17 protein-coding genes and 1 pseudogene are annotated in these 20,232 nt (G+C 71.9%); 10 read left to right on the top strand and 8 right to left on the bottom strand.

The genetic code is table 11. The annotated features are described in order from the left end of the window. The 9 genes from AB0K18_RS30940 to AB0K18_RS30900 all read left to right on the top strand — a co-directional run. Positions 1–321, top strand: a 321-nt coding sequence (locus tag AB0K18_RS30940; protein ID WP_364921175.1) for an RICIN domain-containing protein, incomplete at its 5' end; no start/stop codon positions are given. 317 nt (positions 322–638) lie between these two features. After that, positions 639–2,675 (top strand): RICIN domain-containing protein, encoded by a 2,037-nt coding sequence (locus tag AB0K18_RS30935; protein ID WP_364921172.1) that lies wholly within the window; start codon positions 639–641, stop codon positions 2,673–2,675. Between the two features lie 63 nt (positions 2,676–2,738). Then, positions 2,739–4,160, top strand: coding sequence for a non-reducing end alpha-L-arabinofuranosidase family hydrolase (locus AB0K18_RS30930; protein WP_364921197.1), 1,422 nt, complete (start codon positions 2,739–2,741; stop codon positions 4,158–4,160). Positions 4,161–4,269: 109 nt separating this feature from the next. Further along, positions 4,270–5,346, top strand: a complete 1,077-nt coding sequence (locus tag AB0K18_RS30925) for a LacI family DNA-binding transcriptional regulator (RefSeq protein ID WP_364921170.1) — start codon at positions 4,270–4,272, stop codon at positions 5,344–5,346. Positions 5,347–5,381: 35 nt separating this feature from the next. Continuing rightward, the gene (locus tag AB0K18_RS30920) at positions 5,382–6,446 is read left to right on the top strand and encodes a LacI family DNA-binding transcriptional regulator (protein ID WP_364921167.1); all 1,065 of its coding nucleotides are present in this window, start codon (positions 5,382–5,384) and stop codon (positions 6,444–6,446) included. 61 nt (positions 6,447–6,507) lie between these two features. Next, positions 6,508–7,518: a LacI family DNA-binding transcriptional regulator gene (locus AB0K18_RS30915; RefSeq protein ID WP_364921164.1), complete on the top strand. Its 1,011-nt coding sequence runs from the start codon at positions 6,508–6,510 to the stop codon at positions 7,516–7,518. A gap of 96 nt (positions 7,519–7,614) precedes the next feature. After that, a complete protein-coding gene (locus tag AB0K18_RS30910; protein ID WP_364921162.1) occupies positions 7,615–8,130 on the top strand; it encodes a hypothetical protein in 516 nt (171 codons plus the stop codon). 71 nt (positions 8,131–8,201) lie between these two features. After that, positions 8,202–9,530 (top strand): SWIM zinc finger family protein, encoded by a 1,329-nt coding sequence (locus AB0K18_RS30905; protein WP_364921159.1) that lies wholly within the window; start codon positions 8,202–8,204, stop codon positions 9,528–9,530. Then, positions 9,527–12,748, top strand: coding sequence for a hypothetical protein (locus tag AB0K18_RS30900; RefSeq protein ID WP_364921156.1), 3,222 nt, complete (start codon positions 9,527–9,529; stop codon positions 12,746–12,748). Before AB0K18_RS30905 ends, AB0K18_RS30900 begins: the two co-directional genes overlap by 4 nt. A 106-nt stretch (positions 12,749–12,854) precedes the next feature. Here the strand turns inward: AB0K18_RS30900 and AB0K18_RS30895 are convergent, their stop codons facing one another. From AB0K18_RS30895 to AB0K18_RS30875, 5 genes are all read right to left on the bottom strand, one after another. After that, positions 12,855–13,547, bottom strand: a complete 693-nt coding sequence (locus AB0K18_RS30895) for an aspartate/glutamate racemase family protein (protein ID WP_364921154.1) — start codon at positions 13,545–13,547, stop codon at positions 12,855–12,857. Between the two features lie 13 nt (positions 13,548–13,560). After that, on the bottom strand, positions 13,561–14,922 hold the full coding sequence (gene murF, locus AB0K18_RS30890) for a UDP-N-acetylmuramoyl-tripeptide--D-alanyl-D-alanine ligase (protein ID WP_364921194.1): 1,362 nt from the start codon (positions 14,920–14,922) through the stop codon (positions 13,561–13,563). Between the two features lie 5 nt (positions 14,923–14,927). After that, complete coding sequence (locus tag AB0K18_RS30885) at positions 14,928–15,884, bottom strand: D-alanine--D-alanine ligase family protein (protein WP_364921152.1); 957 nt, start codon at positions 15,882–15,884, stop codon at positions 14,928–14,930. A gap of 114 nt (positions 15,885–15,998) precedes the next feature. After that, positions 15,999–17,225 (bottom strand): cytochrome P450, encoded by a 1,227-nt coding sequence (locus AB0K18_RS30880; protein ID WP_364921149.1) that lies wholly within the window; start codon positions 17,223–17,225, stop codon positions 15,999–16,001. After that, positions 17,129–18,454, bottom strand: a complete 1,326-nt coding sequence (locus AB0K18_RS30875) for a cytochrome P450 (RefSeq protein WP_364921147.1) — start codon at positions 18,452–18,454, stop codon at positions 17,129–17,131. The genes AB0K18_RS30880 and AB0K18_RS30875 overlap by 97 nt, the downstream gene beginning before the upstream one ends. 119 nt (positions 18,455–18,573) lie before the next feature. Here AB0K18_RS30875 and AB0K18_RS30870 point away from each other — a divergent pair. Further along, a pseudogene (locus tag AB0K18_RS30870) lies at positions 18,574–18,720 on the top strand (RNA-guided endonuclease TnpB family protein); the annotation flags it as partial. Between the two features lie 152 nt (positions 18,721–18,872). Here AB0K18_RS30870 and AB0K18_RS30865 read toward each other — a convergent pair. Genes AB0K18_RS30865 through AB0K18_RS30855 form a run of 3 tightly spaced genes read right to left on the bottom strand, consistent with a single transcriptional unit; the run spans position 18,873 to position 20,231 of the window. Continuing rightward, on the bottom strand, positions 18,873–19,451 hold the full coding sequence (locus AB0K18_RS30865; protein ID WP_364921144.1) for an ATP/GTP-binding protein: 579 nt from the start codon (positions 19,449–19,451) through the stop codon (positions 18,873–18,875). Next, complete coding sequence (locus AB0K18_RS30860) at positions 19,432–19,782, bottom strand: DUF742 domain-containing protein (protein WP_355418271.1); 351 nt, start codon at positions 19,780–19,782, stop codon at positions 19,432–19,434. The genes AB0K18_RS30865 and AB0K18_RS30860 overlap by 20 nt, the downstream gene beginning before the upstream one ends. Further along, positions 19,779–20,231 (bottom strand): roadblock/LC7 domain-containing protein, encoded by a 453-nt coding sequence (locus tag AB0K18_RS30855; protein ID WP_345405362.1) that lies wholly within the window; start codon positions 20,229–20,231, stop codon positions 19,779–19,781. Before AB0K18_RS30855 ends, AB0K18_RS30860 begins: the two co-directional genes overlap by 4 nt. Between the last annotated feature and the right edge of the window lies 1 nt (position 20,232).

Below are 20,232 nucleotides of genomic sequence, written 5' to 3'. Positions count from 1 at the left end.
GGCACCGCCGTCCAGCTCTGGGACTGCAACACCGGCACCAACCAGCAGTGGAGCCAGACCTCATCCGGTGAGCTGCGCGTCTACGGCAACAAGTGTCTCGACGCCGGAGGCAGCGGCAACGGCGCCCGCATCCAGATCTACTCGTGCTGGGGCGGCGACAACCAGAAGTGGCGCGTGAACTCCGACGGCAGCATCACCGGCGTCCAGTCGAACCTCTGCCTCGACGCCGTCGGCCAGGGCACCGGCAACGGCACGGGCCTGCAGCTTTACACCTGCCACGGTGGCGCGAACCAGCGGTGGACCTACAACTCCGGGTCCTGACCGCGGCTTGAGCTCTCGTCCCGGTCCCGGACGGGCGGTTCCGGGACGAGACAGCCGCGCTCGTAACGTAACTCGATCAGCATGAAATTTTCATGAGCTCGCTCCGCGCACAGCGGTCCTCCTGACGACGTGAAACGCCAGGCAGGAGCGCCGCGCCCCGTCCGGCGGCGGGGCGTCCTTCGTTGACGATTCGTTGACGGCGGGCCGGACCGTCGGATGTACTCCCCGACAACGCACCCTGAGAAGAAGGGACGAGTCGTCATGCGAAGCGAAATGTTAGCGCTAACAACACGGTTATGTACGTGCTGGAGGTCCCCGTGAGGCGTGCGCTGGCGATCCTCTCGGCCCTCGCGCTCGTCGGCGTGCTGCTGACGCCGACGACCCAGGCGGCCCAGGCGGCCACCGTGGACACCAACGCCTGGTACGTCCTGGTCAACCGCAACAGCGGCAAGGCGCTCGACGTCTACAACCTGGCCACCGATGACGGCGCCCGCATCACCCAGTGGAGCCGTAACAACCAGAACCAGCAGCAATGGCAGTTCGTCGACTCCGGCGGCGGCTACTACCGGATCAAATCCCGCCATTCCGGCAAGGTCCTCGACGTGTCCGGCTTCTCCACCGCCAACGGCGCACCCGTCGTCCAGTGGAGCGACCACAACGGCACCAACCAGCAGTGGCGGCTGGCCGACAGCTCCGACGGCCACGTCCGCTTCATCAACCGCAACAGCAACAAGGCCCTCGAAGTGCAGAACGCCTCCACCGCCGACGGCGGCAACATCGTGCAGTACGACGACTGGGGCGGCGCCAACCAGCAATGGCAGCTCGTCGAGGTCGACGGCGGCGACCCCGGCAACCCCGGTGACACCTACGGCAACCCCGTCGTCTGGCAGGACTTCGCCGACGGCGACATCATCCGGGTCGGCGACGCCTACTACTACTCGGCCTCGACCATGCACTACTCCCCCGGCGCGCCGATCCTGCGCTCGTACAACCTGGTCGACTGGGAGTACGCCGGGCACTCGGTGCCGCGGCTCGACTTCGGCTCGGGCGCGTACGACCTGAGCGGCGGACGGGCGTACGTGAAGGGCATCTGGGCCTCGACGCTCAACTACCGGCCGAGTAACTCCACCTACTACTGGATCGGCTGCATCGAGTTCAACCGCACGTACGTCTACACCGCCTCCGCCGTGGACGGCACCTGGACCAAGCGCTCGCAGATCAACAACTGCTACTACGACGCGGGCCTGCTGATCGACACCGACGACACCATGTACGTCGCCTACGGCAACGGCACCATCAGCGTCGCCCAGCTCTCCGCCGACGGGCTGAGCCAGGTGCGGGCGCAGCAGGTGTTCCAGACGCCGAGCAGCGTCGGCACCCTCGAGGGCGCCCGCTTCTACAAGCGCAACGGCTACTACTACATCTGGCTGACCAGGCCCGCCAACGGCCAGTACGTGCTCCGCTCGACCTCCCCGTGGGGCCCGTACGAGATGCGCCAGGTCCTGCTCGACCTGCCCGGTCCCATCTCCGGCGGAGGCGTGCCGCACCAGGGCGGGCTCGTCCAGACGCAGAACGGCGACTGGTACTACATGTCCTTCGTCGACGCCTACCCCGGCGGCCGGGTCCCGGCGCTCGCGCCGATCACGTGGAGCGGCGACTGGCCGGTGCTGCAGACCGTCAACGGACGCTGGGGCGTGACGTACCCGAAGCCGAACATCCAGACGTCCAGGACCGTGGCGTCCATGATCGGCCCCGACACGTTCTCGTCGGGCACCCTCGGCCACCGCTGGGAGTGGAACCACAACCCCGACACCAGCCGTTTCTCCACCGGCAACGGCCTGCGCCTGCAGACCGCGACCGTCACGAACGACCTCTACAACGCCCGCAACACGCTGACCCACCGCATCCAGGGGCCGCAGTCCACGGCGACGATCGAGCTCGACTACGCGCAGATGGCCGACGGCGACCGCGCCGGCCTGGCGATGCTGCGCGACCAGTCGGCGTGGATCGGCGTCCGGCGCGACAACGGCGTCACCCGGGTCGCGATGACCGACGGGCTGACCATGAACAGTTCGTGGCAGACCACCGGCACCGGCACGGAGGCGGCGAGCGCTCCCGTCTCGGGCGGCCGGATCTGGTTGCGGGTGACCGCCGACGTCCGGCCTGGGTCGGGGCGGCAGGCGCGCTTCTCGTACAGCACGGACGGCAGCACGTACGTGAGCCTCGGCCGGGCGTTCACGCTGAACAACGCCTGGCAGTTCTTCATGGGCTACCGCTTCGGGATCTTCAACTACGCCACCCGGTCACTCGGCGGCGCGGTGACCGTGCGCCGCTTCGACCTCACCGCACCCTGATCGAACCCCCTCTCGAGAAAGGCATGCTTCGTGAACCGCAGACTCCTGGTCGTCCTCGCGGCGCTGGGCTCGTTATTGGCGAGCCTGCTCGTCGCCCTGCCGGCCCGCGCGGCCACCGTGGACACCAACGCCTGGTACATCCTGGTCAACCGCAACAGCGGCAAGGCGCTGGACGTCTACAACCTGGCCACGAACGACGGCGCCCGCATCACCCAGTGGAGCCGTAACAACCAGAACCAGCAGCAGTGGCAGTTCGTGGACTCGGGCGGCGGCTACTACCGCATCAAGTCCCGTCATTCCGGCAAGGTGCTCGACGTCTACAACTTCTCCACCGCCAACGGCGGCTCCATCGTCCAGTGGAGCGACCACAACGGCACCAACCAGCAGTGGCGGCTGGCCGACAGCTCCGACGGCCACGTGCGGTTCATCAACCGCAACAGCAACAAGGCGCTGGAGGTGCAGGGCGCGTCCACCGCGGACGGCGGGAACATCGTGCAGTACGACGACTGGGGCGGCGCCAACCAGCAGTGGCAGCTCGTCAAGGTGGACGGCGGCACCGACCCCGGCAACCCCGGGCAGTGCGACCTGCCGTCGAGCTACCGCTGGACCTCGACGGGGCCGCTGGCGCAGCCGCGGTCGGGCTGGGTGTCGCTCAAGGACTTCACCGTCGCCCCCTACAACGGCCGGCACCTGGTCTACGCGACCACGCACGACACCGGCACGCGCTGGGGGTCGATGAACTTCAGCCCGTTCAGCAACTGGTCGGAGATGGGCTCGGCCAGCCAGAACGCCATGAACTCCGGCACCGTCGCGCCCACCCTGTTCTACTTCGCGCCGCGCAACATCTGGGTGCTGGCCTACCAGTGGGGCAGCTCGGCCTTCTCGTACCGGACCTCCACCGACCCCACCAACCCGAACGGCTGGTCGGGCGAGCAGCCACTGTTCACCGGCAGCATCTCCGGCTCCGGCACCGGCCCGATCGACCAGACGCTCATCGGTGACGGCTCGAACATGTACCTGTTCTTCGCCGGGGACAACGGCCGGATCTACCGGGCGAGCATGCCCATCGGGAACTTCCCCGGCAACTTCGGCTCGTCCTCGACGATCATCATGAGCGACTCGACGAACAACCTGTTCGAGGGCGTGCAGGTCTACAAGCTGCAGGGCCAGAACAAGTACCTGATGCTGGTCGAGGCGATCGGCTCGCAGGGACGCTACTTCCGTTCGTTCACGGCGACCAGCCTGAACGGCACGTGGACGCCGCAGGCGGCGAGCGAGGGCAACCCGTTCGCCGGCAAGGCCAACAGCGGCGCGACGTGGACCAACGACATCAGCCACGGCGAGCTGGTCAGGGCGAGCGCGGACCAGACGTTCACCGTGGACCCCTGCAACCTGCAGCTCCTCTACCAGGGCCGCAGCCCGAACAGCGGCGGCGACTACGGCCTCCTCCCCTACCGCCCCGGCCTGCTCACCTTGCAGCGCTGAGGCCGTGAATCCAGGCCGGGGCCGCCCAGCGGCCCCGGCCTCCCGCTGTCATCGATGCCGCCGAAAACTAAGGTCCGAAGTCCCGAAAACAGCTGGCTAGACTTTCGGCATGAGCATGGTCGCAGGGCCGCCCGACGACGGCGCCACGCAGCCACGGCCGCTGACCATCGCGCAGCTCGCCGAGCTGGCCCAAGTCTCCACGGCCACCGTCTCGAAGGTCGTCAACGGCCGTACGGAGGTCAGGCCGGAGACCCGCGCGCTCATCGAGCGGCTCATCCACGAGCACGGCTACCGGCCGCAACGGCGCCGCGCCCCCTTCGCGCCCCTGGTGGAGCTGGCCTTCGACACGCTCGACGGCGAGGCGCCCGCCGAGGTCGCGGCAGGCGTCGAACGGGTGACGCGCGAGCACGGCATGGCCGTGACGCTGTCGCGGCTGCGGCACGGCGACGACCAGGGCAGAGACTGGATCGAGGGGGTGCTCAGCCGCCGTCCCACGGGCGTGATCTCCGTGTTCTCCAGCCTCACCGGCACAGAACGCGAGCAGCTCGCCACCCGCGGCATCCCCCTCGTCCTGCTCGATCCGCGAGACGAGCAGCCGGCCGAGGTCGCCTCGGTGGGCGCGAGCGACTGGAGCGGCGGCCTCATGGCCACCCGCCACCTGCTCTCACTCGGCCACCGCCGCATCGCCGCCGTCGCGGGCCCGGCCGACGCCCTGGCCGCCCGTGCCCGCCTCGACGGCTACCGCACCGCGCTCGACATGGCCGGCCTGCCCGTCGACCCCGGGCTGATCGCCGGCCCAGGAGACGCCCCTGAGCGCCTCCTTCGGCTGCCGTCCCCTCCGACGGCCATCCTCACCTGCGACGACGGCCAGGCCGGCGGGGTCTACCGCGCCCTGCACCGGCTCGGCCTGCGCATCCCCGAAGACGTCAGCGTGATCGGCTTCGACGCCCCGCTGGCCGGCCGGTGGATGGACCCGCCCCTCACCACGATCCGCCGCCCGCTCCCCGAGATGGCCGCGACGGCCGCCGACCTGGTCCTCGCCCTGGCCCGCGGCGATCGCTCGGTCCGGCACCGCGTGGAGCTGGGCACCGATCTCCTCCTCCGAGGAAGCACCACAGCTGCCGAACGTTACTGTCGAGTCACCGAAAACAATCTTGACGCTCGTCGGCGGGGCGGCTTAGCCTGACGCCGCATGCTGCCGTACGCCGGAAGAGGGACAGATTGCGGCCACCCGCCGAGCGCCACCTCCCGATCATGGCCGACGTGGCCAGGCTGGCGGGCGTTTCCCAGCAGACCGTCTCCCGCGTCTTGAACAAGCACCCGAGAGTGCGCGAGGCGACGCGGGCGCGCGTCCTGCACGCCATCGGCATCCTCGGCTACCGCCGCAACCTGGCCGCGCGAGCGCTGGTCACCAGACGCTCCCACCGGCTCGGCGTGATCGGCTTCAACACCACCCTGTACGGCCCCGCCAGAACCGTCCACGGCATCGAACAAGCGGCCAGAGAAGCCGGATACTTCGTCAGCGTCCTGAGCCTGCGCACCATCAACGCCCCCACCGCGACCGCGGCCGTCAGCAGCCTGGTGGAGCAGGGCGTGGACGAGGCCATCGGGCATCTGGTCGAGCAGGGCGTGGACGGTGTCGTCGTGGTCGCGCCGCAGCACGCCGCCGCGCGAGCCCTGGCCGGCCTGCCTCCCGGCCTGCCCGCCGTGGCGATCGAGTACCCGCACCACGGCCACGTGCCCGTGGTCCGCGTGGACCAGGCCGAAGGCGCGCGGCAGGCGACCGCTCTCCTCCTCGCGCTGGGCCACGAGACCGTCTGGCACGTCAGCGGCCCGGACGGCTGGCTGGAGTCCGAGGGACGACGTGAGGGATGGCGAGCCGCCCTGTCGGCGGCGGGACGCAGGATCCCCGAGCCGCTGACGGGCGACTGGACGCCGAGATCCGGATACGTGGCCGGCGGAGAGCTGGCCCGGGTCTCCGGCCTGAGCGCGGTGTTCGTGGCGAACGACCAGATGGCGCTCGGCCTGCTGCGGGCGTTCAGCGAGGCGGGGATCAGGGTGCCCGAGCAGGTGTCCGTGGTGGGGTTCGACGACGTCCCTGAGTCGGCGTACTTCACCCCCGCTCTCACCACCGTCCGGCAGGACTTCGGTCAGGTCGGCAGGCTGAGCATCGAGCTGCTGCTCGGGCGGATGGACGCGACGGAACCCGTCGCTCACGAGGTACTGGTCGTTCCGCCCCAGCTCATAGCCCGCGACAGCACCGCGAGGGCGCGGAACGTACGCTGAAGGCCTGATCTTGGTGGGCCGGGACCGCCCTGGTTCGGGTTCGCCTGGCTAGACTGCGGCCATGACCACGGAGTCGTCTCCACTCACCATCGCCCAGCTCGCCGAGCTGGCCGGCGTCTCCACCGCGACGGTCTCCAAGGTCGTGAACGGCCGTTCAGAAGTGTCCTCCGAGACCCGCGCCGCCGTCGAAGAGCTCATCCGCCGCCACGGCTACCGCCGCCAGCGCCGCCGCTCCACCCCCACGGCCCTGGTCGAGCTGGTCTTCCACGCCCTCGAGGGCGACTACCCCGTCGAGATCACCAAGGGCGTGGCGCAGGTCGCCCGCAAGCACGAGCTGACGGTGGCGGTCTCCGACGTCCACCGTGACAGCGCCGAGGGCGACGCCTGGCTGGAGGGCGTGCTGCGGCGGCGGCCGAGCGGCGTGATCGCGGTGTTCTCCGGCCTCACCCTGGCCCAGCACGACCTGCTCGCCCGCCGCGAGATCCCGCTCGTCCTGCTCGACCCCGCCGACACCCCCGGCGGCGACGTCCCGTCCGTCGGCGCGGGCAACTGGCACGGCGGCCTGACCGCCACCCGCCACCTCCTCGACCTCGGCCACCGCCGCATCGCCATCATCACGGGGCCCGACTCCGCCCTGTCCAGCCGCGCCCGCCTCGACGGCTACCGCACCGCCCTCGACATGGCCGGCCTGCCCGTCGACCCCGAGCTGATCGGCCGCGGCGACTTCCTCATCCAGGGCGGCCTGGCCGAGGCCCTGCGCATGCTGCGTCTGCCCGACCGCCCCACGGCCTTCTTCGCCACCAACGACGGCCAGGCCATCGGCGTCTACCACGCCGCCCACCAGCTCGGCCTGCGCATCCCCGAGGACCTCAGCGTCATCGGCTTCGACGACCTGCCCTCCGTCCGCTGGGCCATCCCACCCTTGACCACGATCCGCCAGCCGTTGGCCGACATGGCCGCCGCCGCGACGTCGATGCTCCTGACCTTGGCCCAAGGCGAACAACTGACGCAAAACCGCGTCGAGCTGGCCACCGAACTCATCATCCGCGCAAGCACCGCCCCACCCGCCTGACCCGAACCCCGCGGAATGCGCCGGCGACGAGGCGGCCCCCAAGCGCATGCGCATTTCCCGCGCTGCCGGTGAGACCGCTCATGAGAAAGTGGAAAGGTGACCGCGCGACCTACCGGTGATGGGGACGCCGAGGACCTTCAAGCGGTTCACGACCTATTGGGCACTCAGGATGCCGAGAAAGACGCGCGGACTCTCCTGGGCGAGCAGTACGCCGCCATAAAGCACAAGGACCCCGATCCACACGCGGACATCGACTCTGTTCTGATCTCCAGGGCGCTGGAGTGGGGCGCTGAGGCGGCCATCGCAGGGGTGATAGGAAACGCCATCTACGATGGCGCCAAGAGCGCCGTTCGGGCATTCGTGCGTAGGCGTCGCCCGGACCGCGACACGGGCCTCGATGCAAACGAAGCCAGAGCGTTCGCACTTTATGTGCTGGCTTATCTGGTCGTATCCAAGAAGGCCGACTTGTTCATGTGGCGCGACTCGCCGCCTCAACCGATCTCCATCGAGCGGGACGGGGTGGAAGCAGGTGGGTGCCCCGATGCAGCCGCTTGCCGACAAGGGCGGTGGATGCGGGATCTAGTCAAGCCCCGAGCGAGCCGCCGGCGTTAATCGGGCAGCGTCCGACACCGGCCTCGGGTCCCCGGTGAAATCTGTCGGTGGGGCGATCTATCGTCCCCGCCATGACTGCAGCGACGCAGGCGTACACGTACGCCGCGCCTTCCTCCCTTGTCGACGGTCACCTCGGGTTGGCGACCTCCGGTGGCAGGGCCCTGTCCGGGCCGGCCCTCGCTCCGCGCTTCTTCAGCGGCGTGGTCACTCAGGCGGCTCCGGCCGCGGCTGCGCTGCTCGGCGTCGCCGATGTGGCGCTCGCCCGCTACCACCAGCCGCAGTCGCGGCCCGGCTGGGTACGCGACCCGGTCGTCACGTGCAACGGCGACCGGCTGCGCTTCGAGTCGTTCTCCGCCTGCGGCGGCGTCTACGCCCGGCTCGACCTGCTGGGCGGCGCGCTCGACGGCGAGGTGTTCGACCGGGGCACCACCAACGTCGACGTGAACGCGCCCCTGCGCGAGGCGCTGGCCCGCATCGGCGCGCGCGATCCGCTGCACCTCGGGGTGGGCCTCGACGAGCTGGTGGTGACCACGGGCGACGGCGCGGTGGTGGAGAAGAAGGTGCCGCTGCCCGAGCGCTGGCTGCGCGGGTTCGCCGAGGTGCAGGTGATCGCCTCGGGCATGGACCAGCGGGGCGAGCTGGCGGGCATGGCGGCGGTGCGGTTCCTGCGCGGGCTGCCCAAGCGCGGCACGCTGTGGGTGACGCAGGCGGGGCGGGAGCTGAAGGCGTCGGAGCGGCAGATGCCGGGGTCCGTACGCCTGGCCGGCCCCCACCGGCTCGCCACCCTGCTGCCGCTGCTGCGCTTCGCCAAGACCCTGCGCGTCTACGGCGCGGCCGACGCCGCCTCCAGCGCCTGGGAGCTGGAGCTGCCCGGCATGCGTTACACGCTGACCCTCTCCCCCGAGGGCTGGCGCGGCTTCTCCGGTGAGGGCGCGGTGCTCCACGACCTCGCCACCGACGAGGCCGAGAACGACGCCGACGTGGTGGGCATGCTGCTCAACTTCGAGCCTGAGGTCGAGATCGGCCTGCTGGCCGACCGGGCGGGCATCCCCGCCGACCGCGTACGCGCCGCGCTGACGCAGCTCGGCGTCGCCGGCCGGGTCGGCTACGACCTGGCGGAGGCCGCGCACTTCCACCGCGAGCTGCCGTACGACAAGGACAACGTGCTGCTGCTCAACCCGCGCCTGGCCAAGGCGCGCAAGCTGGCCGAGGCGGGCGCGGTGCGGCTCGAGGGCGAGCTGGCGACCGTGCGCACCTCGGGCGGCGAGCGGCGGGTGTCGCTGACCGACGGGTCGTGTACGTGCGAGTGGTGGTGGGACCATCGCGGCTCCCGGGGGCCGTGCAAGCACGTGCTGGCCGCCAGGATCGTCGCCCGCGCCGCCGCGGAGGTCTCCCGATGAGCCTCTGGACGGAGATCCGTACGCTGATCAGCGAGGACCGGACCGCCCGGCTGGCGGACCGCCTGGTCGCGCTCACCGACGAGGAGCGCGCTGAGCTGGCGGGCCGGTTGCCCGGCCTGGTCAAGGAGCTGCGCGAGGCGTTGACGGAGAGGCTGCGCGCCGAATACCACGAGAACCACGAGGACATGATCTCCTGGCGGGTCACCGACGGGATCAGGATGGTGGCCGGCGGGCTGCTGCTGGCCGGGGTGGGGCTCATCGGCGGGCCCGCTGCGGCGGTGTCGTGGATGACCAGCCGCGACGTCAACCGCCGCTGGGCCCCCGACATCGACGTCGCCCAGGTGTGCCGGGTGGCCGCCGCGCGCTCGCCGGAGTGGCGTCGCGACGTCGCGGCCCGGCTGGCCCTGCGGGTGCGCCGTCCGGCCGATCGCATCGCGCCGCTGGCCGTGGCGCTGCTGCGCGCGTCCGGTGTCACGCCGCCCGACCACGACCCGCTGGTGTCCGCCTGGCTGGACGCGCCCAGCGTGACCGACGATCCCCTGCTGCCGGTGCTGCTGCCCCGCGTCTTCACCGCCGACGGCGCGGGCCGCGTCCTGCGTGAGGAACGCCTGGATCCCCGCCCGACCCACTGGCTGGCCGCCGCCGCGCGCGAGCTGCCCCGGCAGGAGGCGCTCGACGGGTGCGTGAGCCGCTTCCTGCGCGGCGGCGACATCCAGGACCTGCGGTTCTTCGTCCGGCTGCACACGCTGCTGGAGCCCACGCCCGCCGAGTCCGTCGCCCGCCTGCGCGACTACCTGCGGCTGCTGCCCTCGGCGCCCGGCACGGTCGCCGAACTGGCCGCCGGGCAGGTGCGGGCCGCGCCGCCGCTCGGCCACGCCGACCTGGTCGAGGCGGTGGAGGCGCTCACGTTCAGGGCGGAGGCCAAGCTCGCGGTCATGGGCCTGCGCTGGCTCGACGAGGGGCTGCGGGCCAGGCCCGACGCGGCCGGCGACTTCGTTCCGGCGCTGACGACCGCGTACGCGCACACGTCCTTCGAAGTGCGCAACCGTGCGGTGGAGCTGACGCTCAAGCACGCCGGGCTGTTCGCCGATCACGCCGAGGCCGTTCGTGACGGCTTCGAGCACCTGCCCGCCGACCAGCGGGCGCGGCTGGTCGCGCGGTTCGGCGGGGAGGTCCCGGCCGAGGAGCAGGAGCGCAGGGTGTTCCCGCCGCTGCCCGCGCCGCGGCGGGCGGAGCCGTTCCCCGCGCCGTCGATCCGTCCGGACGCGGCCGAGTTCTGGGTGCGCAGGGAGTGCTGGCTCGCGGCCTTCGTCGCCGGGGCCTCCGGTGATCGGGCCCGCCTGAGCGGCGAGCTCGAGCCGGAGGTCGAGCGCGGCCACTGGTACCCCTGGAAGGTGCTCGACGAGCCCGACCGCTGGCAGCTGGCGCTGGCCCGCGAGCTGGTGAGTCCCGGCAGCCTGCCGGAGGTGCCGCCGGTCCAGCCGCAGAAGGCCTGGGACAACTCCAGCCATTCCGTACGGGTACGCGCCATCCCGCGCGGCGAGGAGCCCCCGCCGGAGCCGCGCCGCCGGGTCACAGGGTTCGCGGTGTTCGGCGGCTACCATCCTGGCCGCTACCTTGACGACGACAGCCCGCTGCGCGTCATCGACATCACCTGGACCAGTGACGAGGGTCCGGGCGCCGCGGTGGCCCGCGAGGACGGCGAGGAGGTGCCCTTCAGCGGCGGCCGGGTGCACCTCGACCCCCCTGCCGACCACCGGCAGCCGGAGGAGGAATCCCGGTGGGAGGTCCTCACCGATCCGCCCCCTGCGGACGACGACCTGCTCTTCGGGCCGCCTGATCACCACCACGCGTCACGGTCGCGACCCGGCGTCCGCTACGACGCCCGCGATGAGGCCATGCCGTCCCACATCCTCGAAGACGTCTACGAGCGCATGGCCGAGCTGGGCGTCGCCCCCGACAGGATCGCGGCGATGCGCGCCGGGCAGCCGGTGCCCGCGCCGGCCCCGGACGAGCCGCTCGTCGAGGTGACCGTCTCCTACATGCCGGCCCGGCTGCGGTCCTTCATGCCGGAGGAGCTGCCCGGGCCCGAGGAGTGGCGGCGGGTCAACCGGCTGCCGCGTGGCCGCTCGGTCGCCCCGCTGCACGACTTCCTGCTGCACCGCTACGCCGAGCTGGCCGCGGCCCTGCGCGCCGACGCGTTGCCGCCGGTGCTGCTGGCCACGCCTACCTCGACGAGCGGTCACCTCGACCCCGGCGTGCTGGTCGATCGGCTGGCGGTCTGCGCCGCCGCCGGGGTGGAGCCGCTGCCCGCCGACCTGGCCCAGGCGCTGCTGCGGCTGCCGCGCGGAACGCATCCTGCGGCGGCCGCGCGGGCGGCCGGGATCGGCTCGGAGGCGGCGGGCTCGGCCGTCCGGTGGCTCGCCGAGGGCGGCATGGCCGACCCCGAGTGCGGGCCCGTGTGGCAGCACATGGTCGGCGCGTCCATGGTGGACTTCGGTGACAGCGAGCCTGAGCATTTCACCGAGGTCAAGCTGCGGCCCGTGGTGCGGGTGACGGCGCCGAGCGGTCACCGGCTGATCGACGAGGTGTTGCTGCGGGAGCCGAATCACTGGCGGCGGGACGAGTTGCGCGGCCAGCTTCCCACCTGGGCGGCGATGGTGCCCTCGCACCCCGAGATCGTGGCCGTCAGCGCCCTGCCCGCCCTGCTCCACGACTACTGGGGGGCGGGGCTGTTCCCCGCGGACGTCGCCGCTCTGGAGCTCTCGGACGGTCCCCTGGGCGAGGCCACGGGGGTGATCATCGCGTTCATGCTGGGCGGTGAGCTGCACGGCACGCTGCCGCTGGTCCTCAGCCTGGCGGCGCGCGGCACGCTGCCGTGCGAGGCGATCGGCCGGCAGCTCGCGCTGGTGCTGCGCCGCACCTGGCGGGAGACCAAGGCGGCCATCGCGGCGCTGACCGAGCTGGCCGAGGCCGGCGGCCACCACGAGGTGTGGCGCATCCTGCGGGGCCTGCTCCCCGAGCTGGTTCCCGGTACGGGGACGGATCGGCGCATCACCGTCACCCACACCACCTGGGTCGCCTTCGCCGCCGAGGTGGCCGCGTGGACGGACGCCCGCGGCGAGATCCCGGTGATCGCCGACCATGCCGGCACCCGCAGAAAGTCGCGCTTCGCCCACGAATGCCGCAACCTGCACGCTCTGCTCACCGCCCCCTGACCGCCCAGGGCGCCCGCGCTCACGCGTGGCGCCCTGAGGTCGGCCTGTCGGGGGCGAAGGCGGCGATCCGTGGCGGGCCCCGCCAAGGCCAGGGCGGCCCCGGGCGTCAGCCCGACAGGGCGAAGGTGGCGGCGGCTTCGGCGTGGAGGCGGGCGGTGGGGAGCAGGGGGACGCTGGTGTCCTTCTCGGTGATCAGGAGCTCGATCTCCGTGCAGCCGAGGATGACGCCCTCGGCCCCGGCTGCGGCGAGCCCGTCGATGATCTCGGCGTAGGCGTCCCTGGACGCCTCGCGGATCACACCGCGCACCAGCTCACCGAAGATCACGTCGTGCACCAGGTCCCGCTGCTCGCGCGGCGGGACGATCACCTCGAAGCCGTGGGAGGCCAGCCGGTCGCGGTAGAAGCGCTGCTCCATGGTGAAGCGGGTGCCGAGCAGGCCGACCTTGCGCATCCCCCGCGAGCGGACCTCGGCGCCCACGGCGTCGGCGATGTGCAGCACGGGCACGCCGGTGGCCCGCGCCACGTCGTCGCTGACCTTGCTGAAGGTGTTGCTGCAGACGAGCAGCACCCCGGCGCCGAGATCCTCCAGCTTGCGGCCGGCGTCGGCCAGCAGGGCGCTCACCTCGTCCCAGCGGCCGGCGAAGATGAGGTCCTCGACGGTGGTGTAGTCGACGGACCAGATGAGGCTGTCGGCCGAGTGGCTGCCGCCGAGCCGCTCGCGTACCCGCTGGTTGATGATCTGGTAGTAGATGACGGTAGATTCCCAGCTCAGCCCGCCGATGAGGCCGATCGCGCGCATGTGCGTTCTCCGTTCAGTGGGTGAGGGCGCGGGCGCAGGCACCGAGCCCGATCTCGCTGGACGCCTTGACGAACACCACGTCCCCTGGCCGCAGCAGCTCAGTGGCCAGGGCGGCGGCCTCGGCGGGGTCGGCGACGGTGTGGACGCGCACGCCGCGGGACGCCGCGGCCTCCGCCATGGCGCGCGGGTCGCCCGCGCCGACCGCGATCAGCACGTCGAAGCCGAGCAGCGCGACGAGCGCGCCCACGTCGGCGTGCCGGGCGCGGGAGGCGTCGGCCTGCTGCCCCATGGCGCCGAGCACGGCGACGGTACGGCGGTCGCCGGCCAGGGCCCGGACCGCCCGCAGCCCGGCCCGCATGGACTCGGGGTTGGCGTTGTAGGCGTCGTCCACGACGGTGACGCCGTCGGGGCGTTCGACGATCTCCAGGCGGCCGGCCGAGCGGCGCCGGGCGGCGGTCAGGCCCGCGGCGATCTCGGCGGCGTCCAGGCCGAGCGCGGTGGCGACGGCGGCGGCGGCCAGGGCGTTGGCGACCTGGTGCGCGCCGATGAGGTCCAACCGGACCGGGGCCCGGCCGGTCGGCGTGACCAGGTCGAACGCGGCACGTGCCCGCCCGTCCAGCCGCACGTCCTCGGCCCGCACCTGGGCCTGCGGCGCGCGCCCGTACAGCAGGATCGGCGCCCGGGTACGGCCGGCCATGCCCAGCACGTACGGGTCGTCGGCGTTGAGCAGCGCGCACCCGTCGGCGGGCAGCGCCTCGACCAGCTCGCCCTTGGCCGCGGCCACGTCGGCGAGCCCGCCGCCCATGCGCTCCACGTGCGCGGCCCCGACGTTCAGCACCAGCCCGAGCCCGGGCGGCGCGATGCCGGTCAGATAGGTCAGGTCGCCCTTCCTGCTCGCCCCCATCTCCAGCACCAGGTAGCGGGTGCCGGCGTCGGCGCGCAGCACGGTGAGCGGCAGCCCCAGCTCGTTGTTGAACGACCGCTCGGTGGCCACGGTCGGCCCGTGCCGTTCGAGCACCTGGGCCAGCAGGTCCTTGGTCGTGGTCTTGCCGACGGACCCGGTCAGGCCGACCACCGCCGGGTGCAGCCGCCGGAGCACGTGCCCGGCCAGCCTGCCGAGCGCGAGCTGTACGTCCTCGACGACCAGCGCGGGCACCCCGACGGGCCGCGCGGCGAGCACCGCGGCGGCGCCACCCGCGACCGCGGAGCCGGCGAAGTCGTGCCCGTCCACGTGGGCGCCGGCCGTGGCGGCGAACAGCCCGCCCTGCCGCACCTCGCGGGAGTCCACCGCGGCCGGAGCCGACACCACCGTCGCGGGCTGGGGCACGTCGTGCAGGCGCGCGCCGACGACCTCGGCGATCTCGCGCAGCGTCATGGGAATCACGCGCGGCTCCGCGCGAACGCGAGGTCGATGAGGCGGCGCAGCATGTCCGGGTACGGGACGCCGCTCGCCTCCCAGCACCTGGCGTAGACGGACCGCGCGGTGAAGCCCGGCATCGTGTTGATCTCGCCGACGTACAGGCGGCCCGTCTCCTCCTCCCAGAGGAAGTCGACCCGGGCCAGCCCGTAGCCGCCGATCGCGCGGTAGGCGCGCAGGGACAGCTCGCGCATGTCGCCCGCGATCCGATCGGGCAGGACGGCGGGGATGGTGGCGATCTCGGCCTGGCCGAGGTACTTGGCCTCGTAGTCGAGCCAGTCGCCGGGCACGAGCAGCTCGCCGGGCACGGAGACGTCCGGCTCGTCGTGGTCGCCGAGCACGCTGCACACGAACTCGCGCGCGCTCACGCCCTGCTCGACGACCACCACCCGGTCGTGGGTGAGCGCCAGCTCCACGCCGGAGCGCAGCTCGTCCATGGAGGTGACGCGGGAGATGCCGATGGAGGAGCCCATGTTGGCCGGTTTGACGTACATCGGCCAGCCGAGCGGCTTCACCAGCGCCCACGGGTCGGTGGTGGCGCGCCACTCGCGGGCGGAGAACCACACGGACGGGGTGACCGGCACGTCCTCCGCGACGAACGCCCGCCGCATCGCCACCTTGTCCATCGCCACGGCCGAGGCCAGCACGCCGCACCCCACGTACGGCAGGCCGAGCGCCTCCAGGTGCCCCTGGACGACGCCGTCCTCCCCGTACGGGCCGTGCAGCACGGGGAAGACCACGTCCACCACGTCGCGCCGCAGCTCCACCGGCCACCGGCCGCGCCGGTCGATGATGACCGGCATCGGCTCATAAAGGTCGGCGGGCAAGGCGTCGAGCACGGCCTGCGCCGACTGCAGCGACACCTCGTGCTCGGCGGACGGCCCGCCTCCCAAGACGGCCACGCGTACGCGTTCTGTCACGATCCATCAGCCTTCCTGCAGTGATTCGGAGCCGGCCCTGGGGGCGGCTCCGAATCACTGTGGTGCGGCGATGTCCGCGCGCCGTCAGCGCGATGTCATGATCGTGTCACGGCGTCAGGACGGGTCGTCGAGCAGCAGCGGCAGCTCGCTCCAGCCGTGCGCGATGAACGACGGCACGTGCGGCGCCTCGCCACCCGGCTCGGCCAGGCGCAGGTGCGGGAAGCGGGCGAACAGGGCGGGCAGCGCGGTGAGCGCCTCCTGCCTGGCCAGCGGCGCGCCGATGCAGCGGTGCACGCCGACGCCGAACGCCAGGTGCTCCGCCTGCTCCCGGGCGACGTCGAACCGGTCGGCGTCCTCACCGTGCTGGGCGGGGTCGTGGTTGGCCGCCAGGTACGTGGTGATGATGGCGTCGCCGGCCGGGATCCGCGTACCGGCGATCTCGATGTCCTCGATCGCGAAACGCAGCGGCAGGTTGGCGATGGACGGCGCCCAGCGCAGCGTCTCCTCCACCGCCGCCTCCCACGTGATCTCCCCGGCCAGCACCCGGCGGAGCTGCTGGGGGTGGGTCAGCAGGGCGTGCACCGCGTTGCCGATCAGGTTGACGGTGGTCTCGTGCCCGGCGGCGATGAGCAGCAGCAGCGTGTCGCGCAGCTCGTCGTCGCTGAGCCGGTCGCCCTGGTCGCGGGCCTCGATCAGCTCTGTGGTGAGATCGTCGCCGGGGTGCTCGCGCTTGTAGGCGACCAGCGCGGGCAGCACGGTCGCGATGCGCTGCAGGTTGGCCGCCGTCGCCTCGGGCGTGGCCGTGGTGTCCATGACCGCTTCCATGATCTCGGCCATGTCGGTCCGCATGTGCTCGGGCACCCCGAACAGCTCGCAGATCACCCGCATCGGCAGCGGGTGCGCGTACGCCGACCGCAGGTCCACGGGCTGACCGGGAGGCGTGGCGGCCATGTCGTCGAGCAGCTCGGCGATGATGCGCTCGATGACGGGCTGCAGCGCCTTGCTGCGGCGGGCGGTGAAGCTCGGCGCGATGAGCTTGCGCAGCCTGCGGTGGTCGGCGCCGTACGTGCTGAGCATGTTGCGCACGCCGATCCAGCCCGCGATCCACATCCACTCGGGCCGGCTGCCGACCTCCTCCCACAGCCGCCAGTGCTGCTTGTCCTTGCTGACCAGCGGATTGAGCACGAGCTCCTTGAGCAGGTCGTGCCGGGTGACGGCCCAGGCGGGGATGCCGCCGGCGAGCTCTACGAGGACCAGGGGGCCGAGGTCGCGTAGCCGGCGGGACTCGCCGGGAAGGTCGGTTCCGAAGGGGTCGAGGGCGACGCGCTCTGCGCTGACCAAGGGGACTCTCCAGGCTGGTCGGGGCGGATGGGGGTGAAACTGACCGGAAGGGTGGCCAGCGAGCGGATGAACGGCCCCGGCCGCCACTCGAGCTCCTCGCGCGGCACGTCCAGCTCCAGGTCGCTCAGGTACGAGGTGAGCCGCTCGATGGCGGTCATGGCGATGAGCGTCGCCGGGTCGGAGGCCGGGCAGCGGTGCGCGCCGGCGCCGAAGCCCAGATAGGAGCCGCCGTCGGAGCGCAGCTCGTCCGGTACGTGGGTCGGCTCGGTGTTGGCCGCGGCGTAGGAGACCAGGACCAGCTCGGCCGGCTGGATCCAGGTGCCGTGGAAGTCGACCGCCCGCGTGGTGAAGTAGGGGCCGTAGTTGGCCATGGCCGGCTCGGCGCGCAGCGCCTCCATGAGCGCGTCGTACGTGCTGAGCGCGCCGTTGGTCAGCGAGCTGTAGTAGCGGTCGTCGCTGACCATGCGGGAGATCGTGTTGGAGATGAGGCTGGCCATCGGGTCGAAGCCGGCGGCCAGCGTGACGACGAGCGCCTCGATGACCTCCTGCTGGGTCAGCCCGGCGGGGTGGTCGATGAACCACGAGGTCAGGTCGTCGCCGCGGCTGGCGTACTTGGTCTCGATCAGCTCGATGATGTAGCGGTAGTAGTTCTCGGAGCCGCGCGCGCCCGCCTCTGGGTCGGCCTCCATCATGTCGTACAGGGCCGAGATGAGCGCGGCGCTGTCGGAGTCGGGGCGGCCGAGCAGCAGGTTGAACACGCGCAGCGGGATCGGCCTGGCGAACTCGTGCACCAGGTCGGCCGTGCCCTTGGCGGCGAAGCCGCGGATCAGCGAGTCGGAGACCTCGATCACCATGTCGCGCAGCTTGTGCGGCTGGATCATGCTGTAGCAGTCGATCACCACCCGGCGGTAGCGGGCGTGGTCGGCGCCGTCGGCGAACAGCACGTTGTCGCGGTGGGCGAGCATGCCGAGCGCGGCCGCCGCGCCGGGCGTGTCCGGCAGCCTGACCTGCCACGGGCGCGAGTCCTTGCTCCACACGCCGCCGGCGTTGGTCAGCACGTCGAGCGCGGCCTGGTAGCCGATCACCAGGTGCGCCTGGACGCCGGGGGCGATCTCCACGGGCGCGACGGCTCCGTGCCGCTCGCGCAGCCGCGCGTAGACCGCCTGCGGGTCGTTGGTGAACTCGGGCCCGTACAGCTTGCCCGCATCGGGCAGATAACGCAGGGTCATCGGATACCTCCGAAGAGACCCCCGCATCCAGGCGGGGGAGGAATCTGGCCCCTGCGGAGCAGGACAGGGGCAGCCGGTTCGCCGTTGGACGAACCAGACTTATCGAACACAGATGCGATCTGACGGCGTGGAAGCCCAGCGCCGAGTTCGGCTTCCTGGCCGAGGTGTCGTGCGTGCCGTTGCCGCAGGCGCTGCGCCAGCTGCAGGCCGGGTTCGCGAACTTCTTCGCCAAGCGGGCGAAGCACCCGACGTTCAAGAGCACGAGGAACGTACTCGCCGCCGGGCCGGCGGAGAGCTGAAACGCCTGTGGAGCTGACGTAAGACCTCGACGAGAGTCCTCTCGGGCGGGCAGGCGGCGATGAAGCAGGAAGCCTCACGGGTGACCGTGTGAGTCCCCTCGTGCACGAGCGGGAAGAAGTCAAGCCAGCATCAGTTCCTTGACGTGCTCCACCAGCGCGATGAGGGAGGCGCGGGCGGAGACGGGGTCGCGGGCGTCGCACACCAGCAGCGGCGTGCGCGGGTCGAGGTCCAGGGCCTGCCGTAGCGCCTCGGCCGGGTACTCGGGCGAGTCGGGGAAGTGGTTGACGGCGACCGCGTACCGGATGCCGGCGTTCTCGACCAGGTCGAGCACGGCGAAGCTGTCGTCGATGCGGCGGGTGTCGGCGAGCACCAGCACGCCGAGCGCGCCGCGCGCCAGCTCCTCCCACAGCACCTGGAAGCGGGTCTGCCCGGGAGCGCCGAACAGGTACAGCACCACGCCGGGCAGGGTGAGCCGGCCGAAGTCGATCGCGGTGGTGGTCGTGGTCTTCTCGTTGACGCCGGTGAGGTCGTCGACCAGCGTGCCCGCCTGGGTGAGGACCTCTTCCGTGTTGAGGGGCTCGATCTCCGACAGGGCGCTGACCATGGTCGTCTTGCCCACGCCGAAGGGTCCGGCGATGATCAGCTTGACCGGGATGTGGTCGGCGCTGATCCGGCTTTCAGAGAGCGCGGAGGCCACTGAGTACCAACTCCAAGATTTCTATGTCGGGTCCGTCCGCGCGCGGCGGATCCCGGGTCAGCAGCGTGCCGGAGGCCGCCAGCCCCGCCACCAGCAGCCGTACCACGCAGTACGGCAGGCCCAGGTGCGCCGCGCACTCATAGACGGACAGCGGGCCCTCCTCCAGGAGGTTCACCAGGTGAGAGCCCGGTGGGTCCAGCGCGCCGGGGACCGCCTCGGGGGCGACGTAGACGAGGGTCGTCCGTTCGACGCTGATGTGTTCTGGCACGGCCAGCTTGGCGGCGGCCATGAAGTCGGGGACGACACGCCGCCGCTGCCGTCCGGAGGTCATGCCGGAGCTTCCGGCGTCCTGGCGGCGCTGGCGTCGTTGAGCGCCTTGATGAGCTTCTGCACCTGGAGCTGCACCTCGTACGCGAGAGACCCGATCTGGACGGCGCCGGTGGCGGCCACGACGATGGCGGCGCGGTCACCGGCGGGAGCGAGGTAGTAGTAGCCGGTGCCCGCGGAGATGACGATGTCCACGACCTCGCCGTCGGCGCCGTTGCTGAGCCCCTCGCACAGGGCGCGGGCGGCTCCCAGCACCGAACTCGTCATCGCGGCCGTACGCTCTCCCGCCTCGACGCTCACGTTGGCGGAACCGCCGAGGATGAGCCCGTCGCGGCTCAGCACCACGCCGCTGGTGACGCCGGGCAGCGCGAGGAGCGGTGACAGGACCCAGGAGACGTCGAGCGTCAGCGGCCGGCGGCGCGGGCGGGGGGTGGCGGCGGGGGTGTGGTCCATG

This window comes from Nonomuraea sp. NPDC049421, from assembly GCF_040677005.1.
GTDB classification, from domain to species: domain Bacteria; phylum Actinomycetota; class Actinomycetes; order Streptosporangiales; family Streptosporangiaceae; genus Nonomuraea; species Nonomuraea salmonea.
The sequence above is the reverse complement of the archived record's forward strand: the minus strand, read 5'-3'. Positions and strand labels throughout refer to the sequence as shown.

Coding starts and splice junctions, on each gene's coding strand:
- AB0K18_RS30925 (WP_364921170.1), top strand. CDS start 4,270: ATGAGCATGGTCGCAGGGCCGCCCGACGACGGCGCCACGCAGCCACGG.
- AB0K18_RS30915 (WP_364921164.1), top strand. CDS start 6,508: ATGACCACGGAGTCGTCTCCACTCACCATCGCCCAGCTCGCCGAGCTG.
- AB0K18_RS30905 (WP_364921159.1), top strand. CDS start 8,202: ATGACTGCAGCGACGCAGGCGTACACGTACGCCGCGCCTTCCTCCCTT.
- AB0K18_RS30900 (WP_364921156.1), top strand. CDS start 9,527: ATGAGCCTCTGGACGGAGATCCGTACGCTGATCAGCGAGGACCGGACC.
- AB0K18_RS30895 (WP_364921154.1), bottom strand. CDS start 13,547: ATGCGCGCGATCGGCCTCATCGGCGGGCTGAGCTGGGAATCTACCGTC.
- murF (WP_364921194.1), bottom strand. CDS start 14,922: ATGACGCTGCGCGAGATCGCCGAGGTCGTCGGCGCGCGCCTGCACGAC.
- AB0K18_RS30875 (WP_364921147.1), bottom strand. CDS start 18,454: ATGACCCTGCGTTATCTGCCCGATGCGGGCAAGCTGTACGGGCCCGAG.
- AB0K18_RS30860 (WP_355418271.1), bottom strand. CDS start 19,782: ATGACCTCCGGACGGCAGCGGCGGCGTGTCGTCCCCGACTTCATGGCC.
- AB0K18_RS30855 (WP_345405362.1), bottom strand. CDS start 20,231: ATGGACCACACCCCCGCCGCCACCCCCCGCCCGCGCCGCCGGCCGCTG.